Genomic DNA, 25,992 nt, shown 5'->3' on the forward strand with positions numbered 1-25,992 from the left:
GTCCAAAAACGCTTGTTGTTTGACCCGTTGGCGCCGGCCATGCAGAATCTTTTCATTAATATAAAACCATCCATACAGGAGACAGACCTATGGAACACGTTGCATCGGCAGCTTTGCGCCCCCACGACCATGCGGAACGGGGCAGCAATACCGTCCCGCTGGTCATCATTACGCTGCTGTTCTTCATGTGGGGCCTGCTAACGTCGCTAAACGACGTGCTGATTCCCCATCTTAAATCGATTTACACCCTTAACTACGTGCAGGCGATGCTGGTGCAGTTCTGCTTCTTCGGCGCCTATTTCATCGTCTCGCTGCCGGCTGGTATGCTGATCAAGCGGATCGGCTACCAGCGCGGCGCGGTCAGCGGCCTGGTACTGGCGGCGGGCGGCTGCGCGCTGTTCTACCCGGCGTCGATGAACGGCTATGCCCTGTTCCTGCTGGCGTTCTTCGTGCTCGCCAGCGGCATCACGATTCTGCAGGTAGCGGCCAATCCCTACGTGACGGTGCTCGGCGCGCCGGCCACCGCGTCCAGCCGGCTGACGCTGACACAGGCCTTCAACTCGCTGGGCACCACCATCGCGCCGGCGCTGGGCGGCATGCTGATCCTGTCGGAGGGCGCGCCAGCCGTCGCCAACCTGGTCAAGACCAAGGCCGAGGAAGCCGCCGCGGTACAGGGGCCGTATCTGGCACTGGCCGCCGCGCTGCTGGCGCTGGCGATCCTGTTCGCACTGGTGCGCTTGCCGAAGATCGTCCACGCGGACGAGGAAGGCGATGTCGCCACGGCCGTCGGCAAGTCCGTCCTGGCGCACCGCCACCTGGTGCTGGGCGCCATCGGCATCTTCGTGTACGTCGGCGGTGAAGTCAGCATCGGCAGCTTCCTGATCAACTTCCTCGGCGACGCCAATGTCGCCAGCCTGCCGGCAAGTACCGCCGCCCACTACGTCAGCTATTACTGGGGCGGCGCCATGATCGGCCGCTTCATCGGCTTCGGCGTGATGCGCTATGTCAGCCCGGGCAAGGCGCTGGCCTTCAATTCGGCCGCTTCCATCGTCCTGATACTGACGGCGATCTTCGGCAGCGGTCCGCTGGCGATGTGGTCCATCATTGCGGTCGGCCTGTTCAATTCCATCATGTTCCCGACCATCTTCAGCATGGCGCTGCACAAGCTGGGCAAACAGACCGGCCAGGGCTCCGGCATCCTGTGCATGGCCATCGTCGGCGGCGCGCTGGTGCCTTTCGCGCAAGGACTGTTGGCCGATACCATCGGGTTGCAGTGGTCGTTCTTCGTGCCGGCCGCCTGCTACACCTTCATTCTTTACTTCGGCGTGAAGTATGCCGGCATGTATGCAACCACAGAAAAGGGCTCAGTATGAATACCGGTTTGAAAATGCGCCCGCTGGCGATCGCGCTGGCACTGGCCACGGCATTGCCATCGCACGCGGCTGAAACCGAGGCCGCGCCCGTGCCGCTTGCTGCCCGCACCTGGATGAATACCTCGCTGAGCGCCGACAAGCGCGCCGAACTGGCGCTGCAAGCGATGACGCAGCAGGAAAAGCTGACCTGGGTGCTGGGGCACTTCGGCACCGACTTCGGCACCAAGACGAAGAAGCATCCCGCCGCGCTGCCGTCATCTGCGGGTTACGTTGCCGGCGTGCCGCGTCTCGGCCTGCCTGCCCTGTTCGAGACCGATGCCGGCTTGGGCGTCGCGACGCAGGCCACGAAGACGCCGCGCGAGCGGACATCGCTGCCATCCGGCCTGGCCACCGCCGCCACCTGGAACCGCGACCTGGCCTGGAAGGGCGGCGCCATGATCGGTGCGGAAGCGCGCGCTTCCGGCTTCAACGTGATGCTGGCCGGCGGCGTCAACCTGTTGCGCGAACCGCGCAACGGCCGCAATTTCGAATACGCCGGTGAAGATCCCCTGTTGGCCGGCACCATGGTGGCGCAGCAGGTCAAGGGCATCCAGTCCAATAACGTCATCGCGACGATGAAGCACTTCGCCGTCAACGACCAGGAGACGGGGCGCTTTGTGCTCGACAGCCGTATCGACGACGCCAGCAATCGCATGTCGGATCTGCTGGCCTTCCAGTTCCTGCTGGAGCAGGCCAATCCCGGCTCCGTCATGTGCTCCTACAACCGCCTGAACGGGGTCTACGCCTGCGAGAACGACTACCTGCTCAACCAGGTGCTGAAGAAGGACTGGGGCTTCAAGGGCTTTGTGATGTCCGACTGGGGCGCAACGCACAGCACCGTCGAAGCGGCCAACGGCGGCCTCGATCAGCAATCAGGCTGGGAGTTCGACAAGTCGCAGTACTTCGGCGGCGCGCTGGAGGAGGCTGTCGCCAACGGCCACGTGTCGCAGGCGCGTCTGGACAACATGGCGTTCCGCGTGCTGCGTGCCATGTTCGACAAGGGAGTGGTCGATCATCCGGTGGCCGAAGGCGGCGCCATCGATTTCGTCGCGCATACGCTGGTCAGCCGCGCCGATGCCGAGGAGGGCATCGTGCTGCTGAAGAATGCCGGCAACGTGCTGCCGCTGAAGGCCGGCGCGAAAAAGATCGTCGTCATCGGTGCCCACGCGGACGTCGGCGTGCTGGCCGGCGGCGGCTCGTCGCTGGTGTATCCGATCGGCGGCAACGCGGTGCCGGGCATCGCGCCAACCAGTTGGCCGGGTCCTGTGGTCTACCATCCATCCTCGCCGATGAAGGCGATCCGCGCGCGCGCGCCTGGCGCCACCGTGGTCTACAACGACGGCGCCGATCCAGCTGCCGCGGCGAAGCTCGCCGCCGGTGCCGACGTGGTAGTGGTGTTCGCGCAGCAGTGGGTGGGTGAAGCGCTGGATGCGGTGTCCCTGACGCTGCCGGACCAGCAGGACGCGCTGATCGCTGCAGTGGCCAAGGCCAATCCGAAGACGGTGGTGGTGCTGGAAACCGCCGGTCCCGTATTGATGCCGTGGGTGGAGCAGAGCGCCGCCATCCTGCAGGCCTGGTATGCCGGTAGCGGCGGCGGCGAGGCAATCGCCCGCGTGCTGTTTGGCGAAGTCAATCCATCCGGCCACCTGCCAACCACTTTCCCCGTGTCGGAAAGCCAGCTGCCGCGTCCCAAGCTGGATGGCGATCCTAAGAACGAGGCGGTGCGCTTCGACGTCAACTATCACGAAGGTGCGGCCGTCGGTTACAAGTGGTTCGACCTGAAGGGCCTCAAGCCGCTGTTCCCGTTCGGCCACGGCCTGTCGTACACGCAGTTCTCGTATTCCGGACTGGCGGCCGACCAGAAGGATGGCAAGCTGCGCCTGAGCTTCAAGGTCACCAATACGGGCGCCGTCAAAGGCAAGGACGTGCCACAGTTGTACGTTGCACCGCAAGGCGCAAGGTGGGAGGCGCCCAAGCGCCTGGCCGGCTGGGATAAGGTCGAGCTGGCGCCGGGGGAAAGCAAGGATGTCAGCGTGACCGTCGATCCGCGCCTGCTGGCGATGTTCGACAGCCGCAGCAAGACCTGGCGCATCGCCAAGGGCGGCTACAAGGTGATGCTGGCGCACGACGCGGCGGATGCCAAGGCCGCCAGCATCACGGTACAGCTGCCGGCGCGCACCCTGGACGTCAACGGAAAATAAATAGAAAAGGAACGAGACAAATGAAGCAACTGTACAAATTCTGCGCCGCCGCCCTGATGATAGGCGCCTGTGGCATCGTCGAGGCGGCGCCTGCCGCCGGCAGCGATTTCGTCACCGTCAAGCATACCCACTTCGCCCGCAAGGGGCAGGCCTATTACATCGCCGGCGCCAACTTCTGGTACGGCGGCTACCTGGGCGCCGCCAGCGGTGTTGGCGAACGCGCCCGCCTGCTGAAGGAACTGGACAATATGCATGCGCTGGGCATCAACAACCTGCGCGTGCTGGCGGTATCGGAAAAGACCGAGATGAAGAGCGCCGTGCGCCCCGCGACCACGGCCGCGCCGGGCCAGTACGATGAGGATCTGCTGGCCGGCCTGGACTTCCTGTTGGCGGAAGTGGCCAAGCGCGACATGACCGTGGTGCTCTACCTGAACAACTTCTGGCAGTGGTCGGGTGGCATGACGCAGTACCTGAACTGGTTTGAAGGAACGCCTGCGCTGGACCCGAACGTCACCGGCGACTACGACACTTATATGCAAAAGACCGCCGGCTTCTACCGCAACGCCGCGGCGCAAACCGAGTACCGCAACGTCATCGCCAAGATCGTCAAGCGCGTGAACACCATCACCGGCAAGCCGTACTTCGAGGACCCCAACATCATGTCGTGGCAACTGGCCAACGAGCCGCGTCCTGGCAACGGCAAGGCTACGCCTGAAGAAAAGGCGGTATACGTCAAGTGGGTGGACGAAGTGGCTGGCTATATCCATAGCCTGGACAAGAACCACCTGGTCAGCAGCGGCAGCGAAGGGCTGGCCGGTTCCGCGCAGGACGCGCAACTGTATCTGGACGCGCACCGCAGCAAGAATATCGACTACCTGACCTATCATCTGTGGCCGAAGAACTGGGGTTGGTTCGACTCCAACAATCCGACCGGCAGTTGGGATGGCGCCGTCGCCAAGAGCCGCGACTATCTGAACTCGCACATCGAGCTGGCCAAGAAACTGGGCAAACCCATCGTGCTGGAGGAGTTCGGCCTTGACCGCGACGGACCTTCCTTCAGTATCAAGGCCACCACCAAGATCCGCGACCGCTTCTATCGCGAAGTGTTCGACATCGTCGTCACCCGCGCCGCCAAGGGTGATCCTGTCGCCGGCTTCAATTTCTGGGCATGGGGTGGCGCCGGCCGCGCCGCCAACGCGGACTACTGGTGGAAGCCGGGTAACGACTTCGTCGGCGATCCGCCGCAGGAAGAGCAGGGCCTTTACTCGGTGTTTGACTCCGACGTCAGCTCGCTGTTGCTGATCAAGGAATATGCCCACCGTCTGCAGGAGATCAAACGATGAAACGCCTGCTTGCCCTGATTGCGCTGCTGGCCTGCGCCGGCGCGCACGCGCAGAAGTTCGGCGGCCTGGCCGCCACGCCGCAGATGGGCTGGAACAGCTGGAACACCTTCGCCTGCGACATCAACGAGCAACTGATCCGCGATACGGCGGATGCGATGGTGAGGCTGGGCCTGAAGGACGCCGGCTACGAATACGTCAACATCGACGACTGCTGGCACGGCAAGCGCGATGGGCAGGGTGTGATCCATCCCGACCCCGTGCGCTTCCCGTCCGGGATGAAGGCGCTGGCCGACTATGTGCACGGCAAGGGCCTCAAGCTGGGTATCTATTCCGACGTCGGCGCGACCACTTGCGGCGGCCATCCGGGCAGCCGTGGCCATGAGTACCAGGACGCCATTACCTATGCGGGATGGGGCATCGACTATGTCAAGTACGACTGGTGCGACAGCAAGGGCCTGAGTGCGGTCGGCGCCTACACCACCATGCGCGATGCCATCCGCAGCGCCGGGCGGCCAATGTTGTTCAGCATGTGCGAGTGGGGCGACAACAAACCTTGGGAATGGGCGGGCGATATCGGCCACTCGTGGCGCACCACGGCCGACATCTATCCGTGCTGGGATTGCGAGCTGAGTCACGATTCGTTCTCGCGTCTTGGCGTGATGCGTATCGTCGACAGGCAGGCCGGCCTGCGCAAGTACGCCGGACCGGGGCACTGGAACGACATGGACATGCTGGAAGTCGGCAATGGCATGACGGAGGACGAGGACCGCGCCCACTTTTCCTTGTGGGCGATGCTGGCGTCGCCGCTCATACTGGGCAATGACCTGCGCAATATGCCGGATGCCACGCGTCGTATTCTGAGCAACAGAGATGTCATCGCCGTCAGCCAGGACAAGCTGGGTATCCCGGCCTGGCGTTTCCTGGCGACGGGGCAGCTGGAGTATTGGGCCCGGCCGATGGCGGACGGCGAGTGGGCGCTGCTGGTGCTGAATCGCGGCGAGCAGGCGGTGACGCTGAACTACGACTGGAAGGCGCACTCCATCAGCGATGACCTGAGCAAGCGGGAGGTGGATTTCAAGAAGGCGGTCTACAACTGGCGCGAGATCTGGGGCGGCAAGTCCGGCGATACCAGTAGAAAGCTCGATGCCAAACTCGCGCCGCATAGCGTACTGTTGTTGCGCCTGAAGGCGCGTGGATGAGTGGGCATATGGATTGTCGATTGTGGGCTGCGGGCGCTTTGTTCGTCGCCGCATTGCCGGCGGTGGCGGTGCCGATTACGGCGGCCGACGCGCACGTCGCCCGCATGGGGCGTGGTGAGCTTGCCGCCGATGGCAGCGTGCGATTCGGCTATCCGGGCGTGAGCTTCTTCGTGGATTTCGACGGCTCGCGCCTGAGCGCACAGGCCGACGCAAGCGGCGACAACAGCTACTTCGATGTGATCGTCGATGGCGGCGAGCCGCGCAAGCTGCATCTGGCAAAAGGCCCGCAGACGCTGGTTTTGCTCGAAGCGGGCAAGCCGGGAGGACACCGTGTGGAAATCGTCAACCGTTCCGAGACCTGGCACGGCACCGCCGCGCTGCGCAGCTTCGATACGGATGGCTCATGGCGGCCAGCACCCATGCTACCGCAGCGCAAGCTGCTGGTGCTGGGCGACTCCGTCACCTGCGGCGAAGCCATCGACCGTGTTCCGGGCGCGAAGAAGGAACCGTCGTGGTGGAATCCCCGCGCCTCCTACGGCATGCTGATGGCGCGCGAGTTGAAGTCGCAAGTGCAGCTGGTCTGCTACGGCGGTCGCGGGCTGGTTCGCACCTGGGAGAACAAGACCGATGATCTCAACCTGATCGACTATTACCAGCTGGCGATCGCGGACAGGCAGCATCCGGTGCGATGGGATCAAAAGGACTACCAACCCGACGCGATCGTCAGCGCCATCGGCACCAACGACATGGCGCCCGGCGTTCCCGAGCGCGAACCTTACGTGGCGGCGTACGTCAAGCTGGTGCAAACGCTGTTGAAGGATCATCCGCACGCGCAGATCATGCTGACCGAGGGCGGCATCCTGAGCGGTGAGAAGCAGGCCGCGCTCACCGGCTACATCGCCGAGACGGTGCGCCGCGTCGGCGACCCGCGCGTGCACGCCATCGCCTCAACCGGCTATCCGGGCGACGCCACCGACGCGCATCCGACCAGGGAGCAGAACGTCAGGATGGCCAACGACCTGCTGCCGCAGATCCGCGCCATCATGCACTGGTAAGCAGGGTTCCAAGCAGGGGCGCCAGCAGCACCATCAGGATGCCGCTGAAGATCATCGTCAGGCTGGCGACCGCGCCTTCCTGCGGGCCGATCAGGCGCGCCTTGCTCAAGCCGAAACCGTGGGCCGCCGCACCGAGCGGCGCACCCTTGGCGATGCGCATCCGCAGCGGCAGCAGGCCAAGCAGCAGCTGGCCGAGCAGGATGCCGAATATTCCCGTGATGATGACAAACAGGCCGGTCAGCTGCGTCGAGCCGCCCAGATGCTGCGTCGCCTCCAGCGCGAAGGGCGTGGACACCGAGCGCGCCAGCAGGCTTTGCGCCGTGCTGCCGTGGAGACCCAGCAGCCGGTCCAGCACCAGCGTGCTGGCCAGCGACGCCGCGATACCCGCGCAGCTGCCTATGCCGAGCGCCAGCCAGTGCTTGCGCACCAGTTCCCGGTATTGGTAGATCGGCAGCGCGAAGGCCACCGTCGCCGGGCCCAGTAGCCAGGACAGCCAGCGCGTATCGCCGAAATACTGCGGAAACGGCGTGGAGGACAGCTGCACCACGGCGATCAACAGCGCCGAGGTGGCGATCGCCGGCGTCAGCCAGAAATACGGAAAGCGCTTGTACAAGGCCTGGTTGGCATAGAACAGGCCCAGTGTCAGCAACAGGAAAAGCAGCGGCTTCACAGCGCGGCTCCGCGCAACGCGCGCAGACGGCGCAACCGCAGGCCGCGCTCCAGGCGGCATACCCACTCGACAGTGAATGCCGTCGCCATCAGCACGCAGATGAAGCCCAGCCCTATCGCGGCGCACAGCCGCAGGCCGTCGCTCTTCAACAGGCCGGTGAACTGCACCACCGACACCACCAGCGGCACGAAGAACAGCAGCATGTTCGACAGCAGCCAGTCGGCGCCATGCTCGATGGCGGCCGGACGCAGCACTCCGCCCAGCAGCAAGGCGACCATCACCAGCAGGCCGACCACACCGCCGGAGAAGGGCAGGTGCAGCCAGGCGGCCGCGCGGTCGGCAGCGTACCAGGTTGCGATCAGCCCCAGCACCTGCATCAGAGTGTAAAGAATGCGTTTCATGGGACCATTCTAGGCTGCGGTGGATAAAAGATAAAATGAATTAAAATTATGAAAATCATTCGAATTTGGAATAGATCATGGATATCCGCGCCTTGCGTTATTTCGTCGCTGTCGTCGAGCAGCAGAGCTTCAGCCGCGCCGCCGGGAGCCTGCATGTCACGCAGCCCACCGTCAGCAAGATGATCCAGCAGCTGGAACAGTCGCTCGACCTGGTGCTGCTGGACCGCGTCGGCAAGCGCTTCACGCTGACCGACGCCGGCAACGTGGTGCTGCAGCGCGGGCGCGCCTTGCTGGCGATGCACGAGGACATGGGCGTGGAGCTGGCGGATTTGCAGCAGCTGCGGCGCGGCGACTTGCGCATCGGCGTCACCCAGCAGGCGCATGCTCCGCTGGCGCCGCTGCTGGCGGCCTACCACCGCCGCCATTCGCAGATCGAACTCAAACTGTTTGAAGGCGGATCGCAATCGATCGAGACCGACCTGCGCAACGGCACGCTGGAAATGGGCACCATGCTCGATCACCCGGCCAATGCCGGCATCTGGCAGGAATTCGATTCCTTCCCGCTGGTGCGTTCGCCCCTATGCCTGCTGGCGCCCAAGGATTCTGCATGGCGCGGCCGCCGCAGCGTGGCGCTGCGCGAACTGGCGGAGAGCTCCTTCATCTTCTATGGGGAATCGTTCGCGCTGAACGAGATCGTCACCGATGCCTGCCTGCGCGAAGGCTTCACTCCGCGTATCAGCAGCCGCAGCGGCCAATGGGATTTCGTCGCTTCGCTGGTGAGGCTGGGCGTGGGTATCGCACTGCTGCCGAAGATCTTTTGCGACACCCTGCCCAAGGGGCAGTTTTCCGTGGCCACGCTGGAGCAACCGGCATTGGACTGGAACCTGATGCTGGCCTGGCGGCGCGGCGGACATCTTTCCTTCGCCGCACGCGCGTGGCTGGAGCTGGTCCGTACTGTGGTTTAGTAGCGGCACATGCCCTGCATGCTGCGCTTCCGTGTCTGCCAACAACAACGGCCGGACCTTTTTGTTAAGTTTTGTAAGCATTTCTTGCGAAGCGTTGCAGAGTGTCTTCGCCGCGCGCGGCCGCGTGCCCCGGCGCAGCCCGAACGGGGTTAGGAAATGTAACATCTCACGATGGAGGTAAAAACTTATCTGAATAAAATCAATGGCTTGGATGATAGTTTCTATTGGGTAACTTGCTTGTCTGTCACAAAAAACCCGGTGCTAGAATCATTTCATCGTTGTAAATATAGCCATAAGGACTACACATGCAAGTACGCCGGATTGTTCGCCACGCCCTGTTGATGGCCATGTTTTCCGACCAGGCTGCGCAGGCCGGTACGCTGGTGATCGAAAGCTGGCGGGTCGACGACAAAACGCTGTGGGAAAAGGTGCTGCTGCCGGCATTCGAGAAAAACCATCCCGGCATCGAGGTCAAGTTCGCACCGACCGCGCCCACCGAATACGACTCGAGCCTGGCCGCGCGGCTGGCCGGCGGCACGGCCGGGGACTTGATCGCCTGCCGCCCATTCGACGTCTCGCTCTCGCTGTACAAGAAAGGCCACCTCGAAAGATTGGACGGCAAGCCGGGCATGCAGAACTTCGCGCCGACGGCCACTGTCGCCTGGCAGACCGACGACGCGAAGGAGACCTTCTGCATGCCGGTCGCCTCCGTGATCCACGGTTTTTTGTACAACAAGAAGATCTTCAAGAAGCTCAATTTGCAGCCGCCGAAAACGGTCGATGAATTCTTCGGCGTGCTCGATGCGCTGAAGCAGGGCGGGATCACTCCTCTGGCGCTGGGCACCGCAGATCAATGGGAATCGAGCCAAATGGTTTATACCAATATTGGCCCGAACTTCTGGCGCGGCGAGGAAGGGCGCAAGGCGCTCATCGCCGGCAAGGCCAAGCTGACCGACGCGCCGTTCGTCGAAGCACTACAGTTCGAGCAGAGGATGGGCACCTATTTGAGCAAGGGCGCCAGCGCCCAGACCTACGGCGACAGCCAGAACCAGTTCGCGCTGGGCCGCGCCGCCATCTATCCGACCGGCTCCTGGGACATCTCCTACTTCAGCCAGACGCCGGGCCTGGAACTGGGCGCGTTCCCGCCGCCGGTGCGCAAGGCGGGTGACCCCTGCTTCATCTCCGACCATATGGACATCGGCATCGGCATCAACAAGAAATCGAAGAACAAGGACGACGCCTACAAGTTCCTGGCCTGGGTCGGCTCGCAGGAGTTCGCGGACATTTACACCAACCGTGTGACCGGATTCTTTTCGCTGTCGAATCACTTGATCTCGGTGCGCGATCCGGTGGCCAAGCAGATGGCGGAATGGCGCGGCAGTTGCGCCTCGACGATACGTTTCAACGCACAGGTGCTCAACCGCGGCCGGCCGAGCATGGAGAGCGAACTTTGGAATGTCAATGCCCAGGTATTGAACGGCAAGCTGGCCCCGAAGGATGCGGCGGCCAAGCTGCAGAACGGTTTTGCGAAGTGGTACAAGCCACCGCAAAAGTAGCATCACACTAATCCCTCCCCTTGATTGTGTGATTCTTTTTGGCCGGCGCCGGGCGCGGTGCCGGCCCTTTTTTTAGCCCGAATCTGGAGGCAGTCTTGAAACATGTAGTGAATACGGTGCGGCCCTGGCAGTTGATGCTGTTCCTGGCGCCAGCGGTGCTGGTCTACTCGCTGTTCAGCGCGCTGCCGCTGCTGCAGACGCTGGGGCAGGGATTCTTCAGCGCCGACGACGGCGGCAAGGCCGTCTTTGTCGGCCTGGAGAACTTCCGCACGATATTGCTCGATCCCGACTGGTCGGCCGGCTTCTGGAATGCGATGGCCAACAACGCCAAATTCTTCTGCATCCACATGCTGCTGCAGAACCCCATCGGGCTGCTGCTGGCGACCCTGTTCAGCCTCAAGGGCCTGCGCGGCGCCCGTACCTACCGCACGCTGATCTTCCTGCCGACGCTGCTGTCGGTGGTGATCATCGGCTTTATCTGGCAGTTGATCCTGTCGCCGCTGTGGGGCGTGGGCGAGAAATTGATGGGCTTTGCCGGCCTGGCCGATTTCTTCGCGCCCTGGATGGGGCAGGAGGAAACCGCGCTGACCACGCTGTCGATGATCTCAGTATGGCAGTACATCGGCATGCCGATGATGCTGATCTACGCCGCGCTGCTGGCGGTGCCGGAAGAAATCGTCGAGGCGGCGCACGTGGAGGGCGCCGGCGCGCTGCGCATCTTCTGGCAGATCAAGCTGCCGTTGATCTATCCGACGCTGGGCCTGGTCACCATCCTGACCTTCGTCGCCAACTTCAACGCGTTTGACCTGATTTATTCGATCAAGGGCGCGCTGGCCGGCCCTAACTATTCGACCGACATCCTGGGCACGCTGTTCTACCGCACCTTCTTCGGCTACCAGGCGCAGGTAGGCAACGCGTATCTGGGCTCCGCCGTCGCCACGCTGATGTTCCTGGTGATCCTGGCCGGCGTGGGCGTCTATTTTGTCGGTGTCCAGCGCAGGCTGACCCGCTTCGCACTGTGAGGACCGCGCCATGACCGCTATCGCCCTGTATCCTCCCGCCACGCTGCCGCAGCGCTTCGACTTGGGCCGCCTGATGGTGCACGCCACGCTGATCGCCTATGCGGTGCTGGCCCTGTTCCCGATCGCGCTGATCCTGATTAACTCGGTCAAGAGCCGCGCCGCCATCTTCGACGATCCGCTGGCGCTGCCGACGATGGAATCGCTGACCTTTGTCGGTTTCCAGAAGGTCCTGGCCAGCACCAACTTCCTGCTCTACTTCGGCAACAGCCTGACCGTGACGCTGGTGGCGCTGCTGTGCATCGTGCTGTTCGGCGCGATGGCGGCGTGGGCGCTGTCCGAGTACAGCTTCATGGGCAACCGCGTGCTGACGCTGTTCCTCGCGCTCGGCATCATGATCCCGATCCGCCTCGGCACCGTGTCGATCCTGGAAATGATGGTGCGGCTGGACCTGGTCAACACGCTGTCCGCGCTGATCCTGGTGTACACGGCGCAGGGCCTGCCGCTGGCGGTGATGATCCTGTCCGAATTCATGCGCCAGGTGCCGGCGGAACTGAAGGACGCGGCCCGCTGCGATGGCGTCGGCGAAGTACGCATCTTCTTCCAGGTGATCCTGCCGCTGATCCGCCCGGCGATTGCGACGGTGGCCGTGTTCACCATGATCCCGGCGTGGAACGACCTGTGGTTCCCGCTGATCCTGGCGCCTTCCGAACGCACCAAGACCGTCACGCTGGGTGTGCAGCAGTTCATCGGCCAGTACGTCACCGACTGGAATTCCGTGCTGGCGGCGCTGTCGCTGGCGGTGATACCGATGCTGATCCTGTATGCGGTCTTCTCGCGTCAACTGATTCGTGGTCTGACCGCCGGCGCGGTCAAATAGAGAAAGAGGAAAAGTAATGGCAAGTGTCAGCCTGAAGCAACTGCGCAAGTCCTACGATGGCAAGACCGACGTCCTGGACGGCATCGACCTGGATATCGCGCATGGCGAATTCGTAGTCCTGGTCGGACCGTCCGGCTGCGGCAAGTCCACGCTGCTGCGCATGCTGTGCGGCCTGGAGAGCATCACCGGCGGCACGATGGAAATCGGCGGCGACGTGGTCAACCACCTGCCGCCGGCGGAGCGCGGCATCGCCATGGTGTTCCAGAGCTATGCGCTGTATCCGCACATGACGGTGTACCAGAACATGGCGTTCGGCCTGAAGGTGGCGGGCAAGGACAAGGTGGCGATCAGGGCGCGCATCAACCATGCCGCCGCCACGCTGAAGATCGAACATCTGCTGGAGCGCCTGCCGCGCGAGCTGTCCGGCGGCCAGCGGCAGCGCGTGGCGATCGGCCGCGCCATCGTGCGAGAGCCGCGCCTGTTCCTGTTCGACGAGCCCTTGTCCAACCTGGACGCGGCGCTGCGCGTGCAGACCCGCCTGGAGATCGCCAAGCTGCATCGTCAGCTGGACGCGACCATCGTCTACGTCACGCACGACCAGGTCGAGGCGATGACGCTGGGCGACAAGATCGTCGTCATGCACGAAGGGAAAGTCCAGCAGTCCGGAACGCCGCTGGATTTGTATCAGCAGCCGCGCAACCTGTTCGTGGCGGGGTTTATCGGCTCGCCAAAAATGAATCTGATGGCAGGCACTGTCGCCGAAGCCCATGCCAACGGCGTGAAGGTGCTGCTGCCTGGCGGCGAGTCCGTGCGCGCGGCGGTGGACGGCAGCGCGCTGCGAGTCGGCAGCAAGGTCACGCTGGGTCTGCGGGCGGAGCACATCAGCGAATCGCGCGATGGTTCGGAAGTTTTTCACGGCGAGGTCAGTGTGGTCGAACACCTGGGCGAAGCCAATTACATCTACGTCAGCCGCAAGGGTGGCGAAGACGTCGTAATACGCGGGGACGGCGAACGTCATGTCGGGATCGGACAGTCCATCGTCTTCTCGGCCGACAGCACGGCTTTCCACGTGTTTGATGAAAAGGGCCAGGCGCTGCGGCGCCTGCGCCCCGGAAATATGGTGTCGGCGGCGCGCGGCATGATGCGCAGCGTTTGACACGAGTTGGACAACACGCGGTTCTTTACTTTTTAAAACAGGGGGAATTGAATGAACAAGCCGGTACTTAAGAAAAAAATACTACCTAACCTGATCGCGCTGGCGCTGGGTGGAGCGATTGCTCCGCACCTGTATGCGGCGGATCCGGCGACGGCCGACGCACAGACCAGCGAAGCTGTACCGGCTGGAGACACCGCAACCGTTGAAGTGCGCGGCATCCGCGAGCGCCTCAAGCGCAACCTGGCGGAGAAGCGCGATGCCGGCAACGTCATCGACACCGTCACCGCCGAGGAAGTCGGCAAGTTCCCGGACAAGAACGTGGCCGATTCGCTGCAGCGCGTGCCGGGCATTTCGGTGGACCGCACCTGGGGCGAGGGCCGCGACATCTTCGTGCGCGGCACCGACAAGAACCTGAACCTGACGCAGCTGAACGGCCAGGCCGTGGCCTCCGGCTACTGGTGGAAGAACGACTCGCAAAGCCGCGGCTTCAACTACGACATCCTGGCTTCGGAACTGGTCGGCAGCATCGACGTCTACAAGAGCCCGTCGGCGGACCTGGACGAGGGCAGCATCGGCGGCCTGGTCAACGTCAAGACCCGCAAGCCGTTCCAACTGAAGCCGCTGGTGATACAGGGATCGGTGGAAGAGACCTACAGCGAACTGCCGAAGAAGACGGACCCGCAGTTCTCCGGCCTGCTGAGCTGGACCAACGACCAGAAAACCTTCGGCGCGCTGCTCGCCGTCAGCAAGCAGAAACGCACGATGCGCCGCGACGGCCTGGAGAACTTCACCGACGCGACCAAGTACAACATCGTCGACCAGAACGGCGCGGTGACGCCGGGTGCCTATGCATCCTGGGGCGGCGGCTCGGCGATCTTCCGCCAGGACCGCGAGCGCACCACCGGCAACCTGACCTTGCAGGCGCGCCCGAACGCCAATACCGACATCTCGCTGAACTACATGAACTCCGATATGAGCATGGACAACAGCAACCAGAACTACCTGTGGGAAGCGGGGGGGCTGGCGGATGCGAAGGGCAATATCCAGGTGACCAATCCGAAGTTCATCACCACCTCGGACGGCACCAAGGCGCTGGTCGGCGGCACCGTAGGCCCGACGGGCGGCGTGTCGTTCGAGCCTATCTTCCGCCAGTCCTACATCAAGTCGGAAGTGCTGGACCTGGAAGGCACCTACGATGCGGACACCTGGAAGTTCCACGGCCAGGCCGGCACCACCAAGGGTTCGGGCGGCAGCGACCATGACCGCAACTTCTGGTTCGTCGGGAACACCCGCACCACGTTCAACATCGCGCCGGACACCTACGAGGTCAAATACCTGGACATCAATCCGCTCGATCCGAAGGCGCTGACGCTGCAAAGTTCGCGCGACTGGATCCGCCGCATGGAGACCAAGGAGAACTACGCCCAGGGCGACCTGACCATCGACATCAACAACAACTTCTTCAAGGCGGTCAAGGTCGGCGCCAAGGTGCGCGACACCACGGTGCAGAACCGCCGCATCATCGGCACCGATGGCCCGGGCAATCCGGGTTGGCAGTCGTTCTCGCTGGCCGAGCTGTCGACCGGTCCTTCGCCGCTGCTGAGCCAGGAGGCCGCAACGGCGGGCTCGCTGACCCAGTATGCATGGGTGAACGACGGCCTGGCCTACTCGAAGGGCTTCCCGATGTACGACAAGGGCATGGTCTACGCGGAAGCGAAGGGCGAGTACTACAAGATCAAGGAGAAGATCTACGCGACCTATGCCCGCGCGGACTTCGCCACCGGTCCATGGCGCGGCGACTTCGGTGCCCGCATCGTCAAGACCGACCAGACCTCGGAAGCCTACCAGGACCTGAGCGGCAACGGCAACTACGTGCTGGGCAGCGTTTCGCGCAGCTATACCGACGTGCTGCCCAACCTGAACGCGGTCTACTCCGTCAACAAGGATCTGCTGGTGCGCGGCGCCGTGGCGCGGGTGATGGCCCGCAACACCTACAGCGATTTGAGCGCCAGTACGGAAGTCAGCGGCACCACCAATGCCGCCACGGCGGGCAATCCGCTGCTGAAGCCTTACCACGCCAACCAGGCCGAACTCGGCGCCGAGTGGTACTACGCCGATGCGTCGCTGTTGTCGGCCACCGTGTTTGCGAAGAAGCTCGATACCTTCATCTACACGCAAACGCAGCTGGAGAACGTGGCGGGCGTGATGCGTCCGGTCACCCGTCCGTACAACGCCAACAACGGCGAGACCGTCAACGGCCTGGAACTGCAGTGGCAGCAGGCGTTCAGCAGCGGCTTCGGCGCCATCGTCAACTACACTTACACCGATGCGAAGACCGGCGCCAACGCCAACGGCCAGAAGCTGAACGTGATCGGCAATTCGCGCAACCAGGCCAACCTGACCGGCTTCTTCGAGAAGAACGGCTACAGTGTGCGACTGTCGTACAACTACCGCTCCAAGTCCTACGGTGCGCTGGATGAGGGCGGCCAGGACGTGACCAGCGCCTACGGCCAGTGGGATGCGTCGGCCAGCTGGGACGTGACGCCGAAGGTCAGCGTCTACTTCACCGCCGTGAATATCGGGAATGAAGTCATCCGCACCAATACCACGGATGGCTTGCCGGTTGGCGTGTATGAAAACGGTGCCCGCTACAGTGTTGGGGTAAAAGCCAAGTTCTGATGCGCCACGAGGGGCGGACTTCGTGCGAAGTCTGCCCCTGCGGAGGCGGGGCACGGATCGAGAACCCTTGAGTGTCGCGGTGACGGATGCGGCCTTCTCCGTTATAATCATGTCACTGTTTTCTCCGGGATATTGAGTGATTGCGTCGATAGAAAAAGTAGCCTGGCCGCTGTTGGATTGGTTACCCTTTCGTTCGACAGCCCGCCGCCCGCCAACGGCACGCGCCTGGTCCTTCGGCCTGCTGGCGGCGGCTTGCGCCTTCAATTGCGGCGCATTGTCGGCCACGACCTCGCCCGTGTCCCAGGCGCCATCCCCCCAGCAAGGCGCAGCCGCGCCGCAAGCGCCCCTCACCACGCTGCAGGTACTGCACTGGTGGACCTCCACCAGCGAACGCAAGGCCGCCAACGTGCTGGCGACACGCATGGCCGACGAGGGCCTCGAATGGAAGGACGCCGCCATACCCGGCGGGGCGGGGCTGGGCGCCGGCAAGGTGCTGAAAAGCCGCGTGCTGGCCGGCGACGCGCCGGAAGTCACGCAGATCATCGGCGTCTCCGTCGCCGAATGGGCCGAACTTGGCCTGCTGCTGGAGATCGACAACGTGGCCAGCGCCGGCAACTGGAGCAGCATCCTGTTCCCGACCATACAAACGCTGATCCAGCACCGCAAGCACACGGTGGCGGCGCCGCTCGGCATCCACCGCGTCAACACGCTGTACTACAACCGCGCGCTGTTCGCTCAGCTCAAATTGACGCCGCCGCAAACCTGGGCGGACTTCCAGAACGTCGCGCTCAAACTCAAGGCGGCCGGCATCCAGCCGCTGGCGCAAAGCAGCGAAGCGTGGCAGGTCGCGGCGCTGTTCGAGAACCTGGTGCTGGCCGAAAGCGGTCCCGAGTTCTACCGCGAGCTGTTTGTGCGCCGCAGTCCCGCCGCCGCCGCCGACCGCCGCACCGCCGAGGCGCTGGAGCGGCTGCGCATCGTCAAGGGATGGATAGGCGGGCAGCTGGACGAGCGTCCGTGGCCGGAAGTGGTGCGCCAGTTCTCGCGCCGCGAAGCCGGCATGATGATCATGGGCGACTGGGCCAAGCCCGAACTGGCGGAGCGCGGTATGTCGCTGGACGACGATTATTCCTGCGGCACGGCGCCCGGCACCGGCAAGTACCACCTCTACAGCGTCGACACGCTGACCATGTTCGCCGGCGACTACCGCCATATGCCCGCGCAGGAGAAGATGGCGCGGCTGCTGGTGTCGCAGCCGGTGCAGGCGGAATTCAACGCGCAGAAGGGCGCGGTGCCGGTGCGGCGCGACGCCGACCCGTCGAAGATGGACAGCTGCGCGCGCGCCTCGTGGACTACCTTCGGGCAGGGCGCGGCGGTGCAGGCGCCCAGCCTGGTGCACCGCATGGCCACCGACGAGGCGAGCCGCGATGCCATCATCGCCGAGATCCACCGTTACTTTCTAGACGACAGGGCCACGCCGGCCGAGGCGCAGCGCCGCCTTGGCGCGTTGTTCCGACTGTTTAACCTCAGAAGCCAAGGAGCACCCGGTGCGCAAGATACTGATCGTAGACGATGACCAAAAGACCCGGGTGCTGCTCAAGACCTACCTGGAGAAAAACCAGTACGAGGTGATCTTGTCGCACAACGGCGAAAGCTTCCTGGCCGAGCTGCACTCGCACGCCGAGCAGCTGTCGCTGGTGATACTCGACGTGATGCTGCCCGATACCGACGGCTTCGCGCTGTGCAAGCAGGTGCGCCAGCGCTCCAACGTTCCGATCATCATGCTGACGGCCAGCTCGGACGAGACCGACCGCATCGTCGGCCTGGAACTGGGTGCCGACGACTACATCGCCAAGCCATACAGCCCGCGCGAACTGCTGGCCCGCATCAAGGCCATCCTGCGCCGCACCGCGCTGGAAACGCCGTCCACGCGCTACTACCGCTTTGTCGGCTTCACGCTGGACCTGATGGAGCGCAAGGTGCTGGACAGCGACGGCAACGTGGTCGCGCTGACCGGCCTGGACTTCCAGCTGCTGAAGTATTTTGTCGAGCATCCGGGCGTGATCCTGGACCGCAGCGTGCTGTGCGAGGAAACGCGCGGCCGCGACGCGGGCCCGCTGGACCGTTCGCTGGACGTGCAGATCAGCCGTCTGCGCGTGCGCCTCAACGACGACGGCAAGCAGCCGGCCCTGATCAAGACGGTGCGCGGCGCGGGGTATGTGTTCTCGGCCGACGTCAGTACTTCCCATGCCTAGGCGGCTGCTGGCGCGATTGAGCAGGATCTGGCCGCAGTCGCTGCTGGGGCGTTTGTCGCTGGTGATGGTGGCGGGGCTGCTGGTGACGCAGCTTGCGGCCAGCGCCATCTGGGCCGGCCAGCTGCGCGCCAAGGCGCAGGTGGAGGCGCAGTCGGCGTCGCTGTACGTGGCGCACAGCGCGTCCGGCGCGATCCGCTTCTTCCGCAGCCTGCCGCCGAACTACCGCCTGCTGCTGATCCAGCAGCTGCGCGAAATGGGCGGCACGCGCTTCTTCGTCAACCTGAACCAGGCCTACGTGCCGGTCAAGGAGATCGCCCCGCATCCGCTGGCGCGCAGCGTCATCGCCAGCGTCGGGGCCACGCTGAAAAGCGACCTGCCGCATTCGCCCGCCATCCACCTGGCCTTCGCCTGGCCGGACCAGCTGGTGGTGTCCGAAAACGACATCCACCTGAGCGACCTGCCGGACTCGTGGGTCCAGCACATCCTGCTGCTGCAGCCGGATCCGGCGCCGATACTGGTGATCCAGACCGAGATCGAACCGGGCAACTGGCTGTACATGGCGGCGCTGATGCCCAATCCTTACTTCTTGAGCAGCAACGATCCGCTGGCGTGGGACCGGCTGGCGCTGCAAGGGCTGTCGCTGGCGGCGGTGCTGCTGCTTTGCCTGCTGGTGGTGCGCTGGATCACGCGTCCGCTGGCCGCCTTGTCCGACGCCGCCGCCGCTTTCGGCCAGGGCCAGGACGACCGCGCGCCGCCGCTACCGGAGACGGGCAGCCGCGAATTCATCAACACCGCGCGCGCCTTCAGCGCGATGCGCGAACGCATACAGCGCTATATCGAGGACCGCGAGCGGCTGTTCATCTCGATCTCGCACGACCTGCGCACGCCGATCACGCGCCTCAAGCTGCGCTCCGAGCTGCTCGACGACGAGGCGCTGCGCAACGAGTTCGAGGAAGACCTGGATGAGCTGGACATGATGGTCAAGGGCGCGCTGCAATGCGTGAAGGACAGCGACATCCACGAGAACCCGGCCGAGGTCAAGCTCGATGCGCTGCTGGGTCGGCTGGTGCGCAGCGCGCGCCTGGCCGGGCACGAGGTGGGCTACCAGGACAGCGGGGTGACGGTGCGCGCCAAGCCGCTGGCGCTGAAGCGCGCCATCGGCAACCTGCTGGACAACGCGCTGTTCTACGGCGACCGCGCCGAGATCAGCGTCGGCAGCGAGCCGGGAGCCGTCACCATCGCCGTGCGCGACCACGGCCCCGGCGTGCCGGAAGACGCCTTCGCCAGCCTGTTCGACCCCTATGTCCGGCTGGAGCACGGCCGCGAGCAGAACGACGGCGGCATGGGCCTGGGCCTGGGCATCGCCCGCAGCGTGATCGAGGCCCACGGCGGACAGCTGGTGCTGGAAAACCATCCCGAGGGCGGATTGAACGCCACCATCCGCCTGCCGGCCTGAGCAAGACATCTCGCGCAGCGCCTCCATTCCCGGTTTTTTGTCGCCCAGTCGCCAAATTGTGCAGTTCGTCGCAATCCGCATGATCGTCAGGGAGGTGATCGATATAGTGATCACATACCGAAACGCATTCAAGGAGAGCAAAATGAACATCGCAAAAAACATGGAAGCCATCTTCGTCACCGCCGCCGTCCTGCTGGGCGCTTCCGCCTATGCCGGCGCGGCCGCCCAGGCGACCGTGGCCCTGCAGCCGACCATCCAGGCTGCCGCCGTCCAGGCTCCGATGCAAGTTGTGGTAATCAAGGGCAAGCGCCAGTCTTGATCGACTATTGGTAGCACCGCAAAGATTGCTAGAAAGCTTAGTCCGCTGCTACATTAGGACTGAGAACAACATCAGAGGAACCCAGACAATGAACAAGCTTTTCCAATTTGGCCTGCTGTTTGCCGCTTTCTGTGCGCTGTTTGGCCGCGCCGAGGCTGCCGACGAGGGCAATGAGACACGGGTCATCGCCATCGATGCCCGCGTGGTGCGAGTCAAGCTCGACGGCGTAATCGACCTGAAGCTGCGACAAGGCACGACGCCGTCGCTGACGATCATTGCGGAAAAGCGCTACATGGACAAGGTGACCGCGTCGGCCACCGGCGACACGCTGCACCTGGAGACCGAAGGCCGCGGCATCAAGATCGGCCGCTCCAGCGCCCGCGCCGAGCTGGTGCTGCCGATGTTGCGGGAAGTGGTGTCCGAGGGTGTGGGCACGACCGAGATCAGCGGCTTCAGCGGGGACGAACTGGAATTGACGATGGACGGCGCCGGTACGATGAAGGTGGTCTGTGACTACAAGAGCCTGAAGGCCAACCTGGGCGGGGTCGGCAGCATGCACCTGTGGGTCAGCGAGAACGAGAATGTCGACCTGGACCTGCGCGGCGCCGGCTACATCACCCTCGGCGGGCGCAGCAAGATGCTGCACGCGACGCTGGGAGGCCTGGGCGGGCTCAATGCCCAGCAGTTCCAGGCGGACTCGGTCAACGTCGAGCTGAGCGGGCTGGGCAACGCCACCGTCAACGCCAAGACCAATGCGACATTGAACTTGAGCGGCCTGGGATCGGTCACTGTCTATGGCAAGCCCCTGAACCGCAACGTCAGCGTTGACGGCCTGGGCAAGGTAAGTTGGAAGTAAAACCAATACACACCTATGTATAAATAACGGGATATGAAAAAATTCATACTAGCGATCGCTATCGCACTGGGCCTGCAACAGGCCGCGACAGCCGGATTCGCCGAAGGCGCCACCGCCTACAACAACAAGAACTATGCGGTGGCTTTGAAAGAGATAGCGCCACTTGCCCGAGCCGGCAACGCCGATGCCCAGCATTTGCTGGGCTTGATGTATTACATGGGACGCGGCGTCGCGCAGGACTACAAGCAGGCGCTGGAATGGCACCGCAAGGCCGCGCTGCAGGGCAAGGCCGACGCGCAGTATGTGGTCGGCGCCATGTATTACACCGGCAATGCCGTGATCCAGGATCACAAGCAGGCGGTGACGTGGTTCCGCAAGGCCGCCGAGCAGGGCCATCCGGATGCGCAGCAAGTGCTGGGGCTGATGTACCGCTATCACATGGCGGGCATGCCGCAGGACAACGTGATTGCCTACATGCTGTGGAACCTGGCCGCCGCCAACGGCTCGATGAACGCGGCCGAGCAGCGCTCGGCCGTGGTCAAGAGCATGACGCCGGAGCAGATCGAGGAAGGGCAGGCGCTGTCGGCCGCGTGGAAGCCGAACACGCCGCTGCCGCGCCAGTCGCGCACCGGCGGCGGGTAAGCGGGATTTGTCCGGGGTACAAGGTTGTTACAAATCTACGGAAAGGTTAATTGCTAATTTGTATAGCAAGGTTGATAATGGTCCTTTACTCCTGTGAAGACTCCCATAATGACCTCGCCATCGACCCGCATTCCCCCGTTGAGCCGTTTGTGTGTGTTGCTGGCGCTGGTTTTCGCCGGTCCGGCGCATGGCGGCGCCACACTGTATGCCTTTGGCACCGCCGTCGGCGACGCCTCGCTTGCGAAGGGGGACGACGCTTCGCAATATGTCGATCTGACCAGGGCGGGCGTCGGCGGCGCCAGCGTGCAACTTCCGTTGTTCAGCAAAACCTATGGCGGCCTGTATGTCAACACCAACGGCTTGATGTCATTTGGCGATGCTGTGTACGCCTACACGCCGCAGCGTTTCCCGGCAAGCTTCCCCGGGATAGACATAATCGCGCCGTTCTGGGCGGATGCGGATACTCGCGCGAGCGGGAATGTGTGGTATCGCATATCCACCGACGGCGCCTTCCTGAAGTCGCTCTCGCAGGACGTCAAGGCTGGCATTCCCGGTGTCGTCAACTTCACGCCGACCTTTGCCCAGGTTGTGACCTGGGATCAGGTCGGGGCCTATTCCCTTGGCACGGTGAAAAACACCTACCAAATGGTGCTGGTGTCGGACGGCACGCAAACTTACACCGTATTTAAATATCCCGATGGCGCGATCAAATGGCTGAGAGGCAGCGCGAACGATTCGCAGAGCATTGCCTCTGCCGGCTACGGGATCGATGGGCACAACTACAATATCTTGCCTGGCGCTTCACAAACCGTCAGCGGCGTCTCGCAGACCCTGACCAGCGGCAGTGGCATCTTCCAGTTCAAGCTCGATTCGAGCACGCCGACCGCGACGGTGCCCGTGTTTACCTGGAACGCCGCCACCGGTAGCGGCACCTGGTCGGCGGCGGCCAACTGGCGTGGCGGCAGCGCGCCTGGCGGCGCCAGCAATCTGGCCGAGGCGGTGTTCGGCGGCAGCGGCGGCACGGTCACGCTGGATGCGCTGCGCAATGTGCGCAAGATGAGCGTCAACAGCAACGGCTACACCTTCACCTCGGCGCTGACCACGGGCGCCAATTCGCTGACCGTCGGCACGCTGTCGACCGCTGCGGCCGACACCGCCATCACTTTCGGCGGCACGCTGATCCTGGTGGCGCAGGAAGACGGCAACGGCAATGGCGCGCTGCGCAGCGGCCGGCTGACCTTTACCGACAGCTCCATTCTCGGCGCGCAGTACGCCAATTCGGTGGATGGCGCCAGTATCCTCCTGAAGAAAAACGCCCAGCTGCAAATCTACACGCTCAACGCCACCACCCGCAACAGCACGCTGGTGTTCGACAACACGGCGGGCGCCACCGGCGGCACGCTGGACTTGCGCGGCCTGAGCACGGCGCTGGGCGGCGTCAGCTCGGTCGGCGCCGGCGCCGGCCTGATCAAGAATTCGCTGGCGGCGGCCGGCGGCCTGACGCTGGACTTCGATAGCGGCTCGCAAAACTTCAGCGGCGCGATCCAGGGCAACCTGAGCCTGACCAAGGCCGGCAACGGCACGCAGGTTCTTTCCGGCGCCAACACCTATACCGGCGGCACCACGCTGGCCGGCGGCACGCTGGGCCTGGGCAGCGCGGCGGCGCTGGGCAGCAGCGGCACCATCAAGTTCAGCGGCGGCACCTTGCAATACAGCGCCGGCAACGCCGCCGATTATTCCAGCCGCTTCAGCACGGCTGCGGGCCAGGCATACAAGCTCGACACCAACGGCCGCGATGTCGCCGTCGGCACGGCGCTGAGCAGCAGCGGCGGTTCGCTGACCAAGTCCGGCGCCGGCACGCTGACGCTCAATGCCGTCAACACCTACAGCGGCGCGACCACCATCAACGGCGGCGCGCTGGCGCTGGGCCGCGCCAATGCGCTGTCGTCCAGCACCACGCTGTCGGTGGCCGCGGGCGCCGGCTTTGCCATGAACGGCTTCGCGCAAACGGTGCAGGGCTTGTCGGGCAGCGGCACTGTCGCGCTCGGCGCGGCGCGGCTGACCGTCAATAACAGCGGCGCCAATGCGTATGCGGGCGTGATCTCCGGCAGCGGCGGCCTGACCAAGAACGGCGCCGGCGTACTGACATTGTCCGGCGTGAACAGCTACGGCGGCGCCACCAATGTCAATGCCGGCGAGGTCAGGATCAACGGCAGTGCGGTCGGCAGTGCCTTCAATGTGGCTGCGGGGGCTACGCTGAGCGGCAATGGCGGCATCGGCGCGCTGAACCTGTCCGGCACGCTGGCGCCGGGCAATTCGCCGGGCAAGCTGACGGCCGGCGACACCACCTTTGCGGCCGGCAGCACATATCTGTGGGAACTTAACAGCGCCACCGGCGCCGCCGGCGTTGCCTACGACACCTTGCAGGTGAATGGCGTGCTTGGCATCGCGGCGGGCGCGTCGCCGGTGACGATCAGCCTGCGTTCGCTGATGGCCGGCAACAGTGCCGGCGACGTCTATAACTTCGATGGCAGGCATAGTTACAGCTACACCTTGATCAGCACCACCGGCGGCATCAGTGGTTATGCGAGCGATCGCTTCCTGCTCGACGCCAGCGGATTCAGCAATGCGTTGAACGATGGCGCCTGGTCGCTCTCGCTGGCCGGCAATGACCTGCGGCTGAGCTTCACTGCGGCGGCGGTGCCGGAACCGGCCAGCTACGCCATGCTGCTGGGAGGGCTGGCGCTGGCGGGCGGGGCTGCGCGGCGGCGCCGGAACACCCAAACGTAAGCGCCCCGCAGCGGATCGCCGTGCGGGGTAAAATCGCATTTTCCCTGAAAGGCGAGACCATGCGCGCGATTGAAATCACCCATCCCGGCCCGGCCGATGTTCTGAAACTGTGCGAGCGCCCCATGCCCGTCGTCAAGGCGGGCGAGGTGCTGATCAAGGTGCATGCGGCCGGCGTCAACCGTCCGGACGTGTTCCAGCGCATGGGCAACTATGCGCCGCCGCCGGGCGCCTCCGACCTGCCGGGACTGGAGGTGGCCGGCGAGATCGTCGACGGCGACCTCGACTACACCACCTTCGATATCGGCGACAAGGTCTGCGCGCTGGTGCAGGGCGGCGGCTATGCCGAATACTGCGTGGCGCCGGTCGAGCAGGTGCTGCCGGTGCCCAAGGGCTGGAGCATGCTCGAGGCGGCCACGATCCCGGAAAACTATTTCACCGTCTGGAGCAATGTGTTCGACCGCGCCCACCTGAGCGCCGGCGAAACGCTGCTGGTGCAGGGCGGCAGCTCGGGCATCGGCGTGACGGCGATACAGCTGGCCACGGCCATGGGCCACCGCGTGTTCGCCACCGCCGGCAGCGACGACAAGGTGGCCGCCTGCATGGCGCTGGGCGCCGAGCGCGGCATCAACTACAAGACCGAGGATTTCGGCCTCATCGTCAAATCGCTGACCAACGACCGGGGCGTCGACGTCATCCTCGACATGGTGGGCGGCGACTATATTCCCCGCGAAATCAGCTGCCTGGCCGACGACGGCCGCATCGCGCTGATCGCCACGCTGGGCGGCGGCAAGGCCACGGTGGACCTGGGCCAGGTGTTGCGCCGCCGGCTGACCATCACCGGTTCCACGCTGCGCCCCCGTTCGGCCGCCTTCAAGGGCGCGGTCGCCAAGAAGCTGCTGGACAAGGTGTGGCCGATGATGGCCGCGCAAAAGCTCAAGCCGGTGATTTACGAGGTGTTTCCGCTGGAGCAGGCCGCCGCCGCGCATGCGCTGATGGAGAGCAGCAACCACGTCGGCAAGATCATGTTGCAGGTGATTTAGGTCAAGATCCGGGCAGAACCGTAGTATTTTTGCCATTTTAAGGGCGGTGCGGCCGCCCGCTGGTTTGACCGGGGTTACAGCCTCGCGTTAAAATAGCGGGT

General features: G+C 64.1%; 21 protein-coding genes. 19 read left to right on the forward strand and 2 right to left on the reverse strand.

The features are described from left to right. The first annotated feature begins 89 nt into the window (after positions 1-89). Genes ABWW33_RS16585 through axe2C form a run of 5 tightly spaced genes read left to right on the forward strand, consistent with a single transcriptional unit; the run spans position 90 to position 7,210 of the window. Positions 90-1,373 carry a sugar MFS transporter gene (locus tag ABWW33_RS16585; protein WP_353402901.1) on the forward strand — a complete coding sequence of 428 codons (1,284 nt, stop codon included), beginning with the start codon at positions 90-92 and terminating at the stop codon, positions 1,371-1,373. Continuing rightward, positions 1,370-3,613 (forward strand): glycoside hydrolase family 3 C-terminal domain-containing protein, encoded by a 2,244-nt coding sequence (locus ABWW33_RS16590; RefSeq protein WP_353402902.1) that lies wholly within the window; start codon positions 1,370-1,372, stop codon positions 3,611-3,613. Before ABWW33_RS16585 ends, ABWW33_RS16590 begins: the two co-directional genes overlap by 4 nt. A gap of 20 nt (positions 3,614-3,633) precedes the next feature. Continuing rightward, positions 3,634-4,956 carry a glycoside hydrolase 5 family protein gene (locus ABWW33_RS16595; protein WP_353402903.1) on the forward strand — a complete coding sequence of 441 codons (1,323 nt, stop codon included), beginning with the start codon at positions 3,634-3,636 and terminating at the stop codon, positions 4,954-4,956. Continuing rightward, on the forward strand, positions 4,953-6,155 hold the full coding sequence (locus tag ABWW33_RS16600; protein ID WP_353402904.1) for a glycoside hydrolase family 27 protein: 1,203 nt from the start codon (positions 4,953-4,955) through the stop codon (positions 6,153-6,155). The genes ABWW33_RS16595 and ABWW33_RS16600 overlap by 4 nt, the downstream gene beginning before the upstream one ends. Positions 6,156-6,163: 8 nt before the next feature. Continuing rightward, entirely contained in the window at positions 6,164-7,210 is a 1,047-nt protein-coding gene (gene axe2C / locus ABWW33_RS16605; protein ID WP_353402905.1) for a bifunctional acetylxylan esterase/glucomannan deacetylase AxeC2, read from the forward strand. Here axe2C and ABWW33_RS16610 read toward each other — a convergent pair. Further along, entirely contained in the window at positions 7,197-7,880 is a 684-nt protein-coding gene (locus ABWW33_RS16610; protein WP_353402906.1) for an LrgB family protein, read from the reverse strand. The two genes, axe2C and ABWW33_RS16610, sit on opposite strands and share 14 nt — an antisense overlap. Next, the gene (locus ABWW33_RS16615) at positions 7,877-8,281 is read right to left on the reverse strand and encodes a CidA/LrgA family protein (RefSeq protein WP_353402907.1); all 405 of its coding nucleotides are present in this window, start codon (positions 8,279-8,281) and stop codon (positions 7,877-7,879) included. The genes ABWW33_RS16610 and ABWW33_RS16615 overlap by 4 nt, the downstream gene beginning before the upstream one ends. A 77-nt stretch (positions 8,282-8,358) precedes the next feature. On the opposite strand from ABWW33_RS16615, the gene ABWW33_RS16620 reads away from it, so the two are divergent. From ABWW33_RS16620 to ABWW33_RS16685, 14 genes are all read left to right on the forward strand, one after another. Further along, positions 8,359-9,246 (forward strand): LysR substrate-binding domain-containing protein, encoded by an 888-nt coding sequence (locus ABWW33_RS16620; protein ID WP_353402908.1) that lies wholly within the window; start codon positions 8,359-8,361, stop codon positions 9,244-9,246. A gap of 305 nt (positions 9,247-9,551) precedes the next feature. Beyond that, positions 9,552-10,802 (forward strand): ABC transporter substrate-binding protein, encoded by a 1,251-nt coding sequence (locus ABWW33_RS16625; RefSeq protein ID WP_353402909.1) that lies wholly within the window; start codon positions 9,552-9,554, stop codon positions 10,800-10,802. 107 nt (positions 10,803-10,909) lie between these two features. Beyond that, positions 10,910-11,824, forward strand: coding sequence for a carbohydrate ABC transporter permease (locus ABWW33_RS16630; RefSeq protein ID WP_353402976.1), 915 nt, complete (start codon positions 10,910-10,912; stop codon positions 11,822-11,824). Between the two features lie 10 nt (positions 11,825-11,834). Beyond that, the gene (locus ABWW33_RS16635; protein WP_353402910.1) at positions 11,835-12,701 is read left to right on the forward strand and encodes a carbohydrate ABC transporter permease; all 867 of its coding nucleotides are present in this window, start codon (positions 11,835-11,837) and stop codon (positions 12,699-12,701) included. 16 nt (positions 12,702-12,717) lie between these two features. Beyond that, positions 12,718-13,857, forward strand: a complete 1,140-nt coding sequence (locus ABWW33_RS16640; protein ID WP_353402911.1) for an ABC transporter ATP-binding protein — start codon at positions 12,718-12,720, stop codon at positions 13,855-13,857. Positions 13,858-13,908: 51 nt separating this feature from the next. Then, a complete protein-coding gene (locus tag ABWW33_RS16645) occupies positions 13,909-16,536 on the forward strand; it encodes a TonB-dependent receptor (protein ID WP_353402912.1) in 2,628 nt (875 codons plus the stop codon). Between the two features lie 172 nt (positions 16,537-16,708). Further along, positions 16,709-18,109 (forward strand): ABC transporter substrate-binding protein, encoded by a 1,401-nt coding sequence (locus ABWW33_RS16650; protein WP_353402913.1) that lies wholly within the window; start codon positions 16,709-16,711, stop codon positions 18,107-18,109. Further along, the gene (locus ABWW33_RS16655; RefSeq protein WP_176651821.1) at positions 18,081-18,788 is read left to right on the forward strand and encodes a response regulator; all 708 of its coding nucleotides are present in this window, start codon (positions 18,081-18,083) and stop codon (positions 18,786-18,788) included. The genes ABWW33_RS16650 and ABWW33_RS16655 overlap by 29 nt, the downstream gene beginning before the upstream one ends. Beyond that, the gene (locus ABWW33_RS16660; RefSeq protein WP_176651820.1) at positions 18,781-20,244 is read left to right on the forward strand and encodes an ATP-binding protein; all 1,464 of its coding nucleotides are present in this window, start codon (positions 18,781-18,783) and stop codon (positions 20,242-20,244) included. The genes ABWW33_RS16655 and ABWW33_RS16660 overlap by 8 nt, the downstream gene beginning before the upstream one ends. 142 nt (positions 20,245-20,386) lie before the next feature. Next, the gene (locus ABWW33_RS16665; RefSeq protein WP_176651819.1) at positions 20,387-20,563 is read left to right on the forward strand and encodes a hypothetical protein; all 177 of its coding nucleotides are present in this window, start codon (positions 20,387-20,389) and stop codon (positions 20,561-20,563) included. A gap of 88 nt (positions 20,564-20,651) precedes the next feature. After that, positions 20,652-21,419 (forward strand): GIN domain-containing protein, encoded by a 768-nt coding sequence (locus ABWW33_RS16670; protein WP_176651818.1) that lies wholly within the window; start codon positions 20,652-20,654, stop codon positions 21,417-21,419. 33 nt (positions 21,420-21,452) lie between these two features. Further along, positions 21,453-22,061 carry a tetratricopeptide repeat protein gene (locus tag ABWW33_RS16675; protein WP_176651817.1) on the forward strand — a complete coding sequence of 203 codons (609 nt, stop codon included), beginning with the start codon at positions 21,453-21,455 and terminating at the stop codon, positions 22,059-22,061. 108 nt (positions 22,062-22,169) lie between these two features. Then, positions 22,170-24,851, forward strand: coding sequence for a nidogen-like domain-containing protein (locus ABWW33_RS16680; protein ID WP_353402914.1), 2,682 nt, complete (start codon positions 22,170-22,172; stop codon positions 24,849-24,851). A 59-nt stretch (positions 24,852-24,910) separates the two neighbouring features. Further along, on the forward strand, positions 24,911-25,891 hold the full coding sequence (locus ABWW33_RS16685; protein ID WP_176651815.1) for an NAD(P)H-quinone oxidoreductase: 981 nt from the start codon (positions 24,911-24,913) through the stop codon (positions 25,889-25,891). The last annotated feature ends 101 nt before the right edge of the window (positions 25,892-25,992 follow it).

The organism is Duganella hordei (assembly GCF_040369125.1).
GTDB classification, from domain to species: domain Bacteria; phylum Pseudomonadota; class Gammaproteobacteria; order Burkholderiales; family Burkholderiaceae_D; genus Rugamonas; species Rugamonas hordei.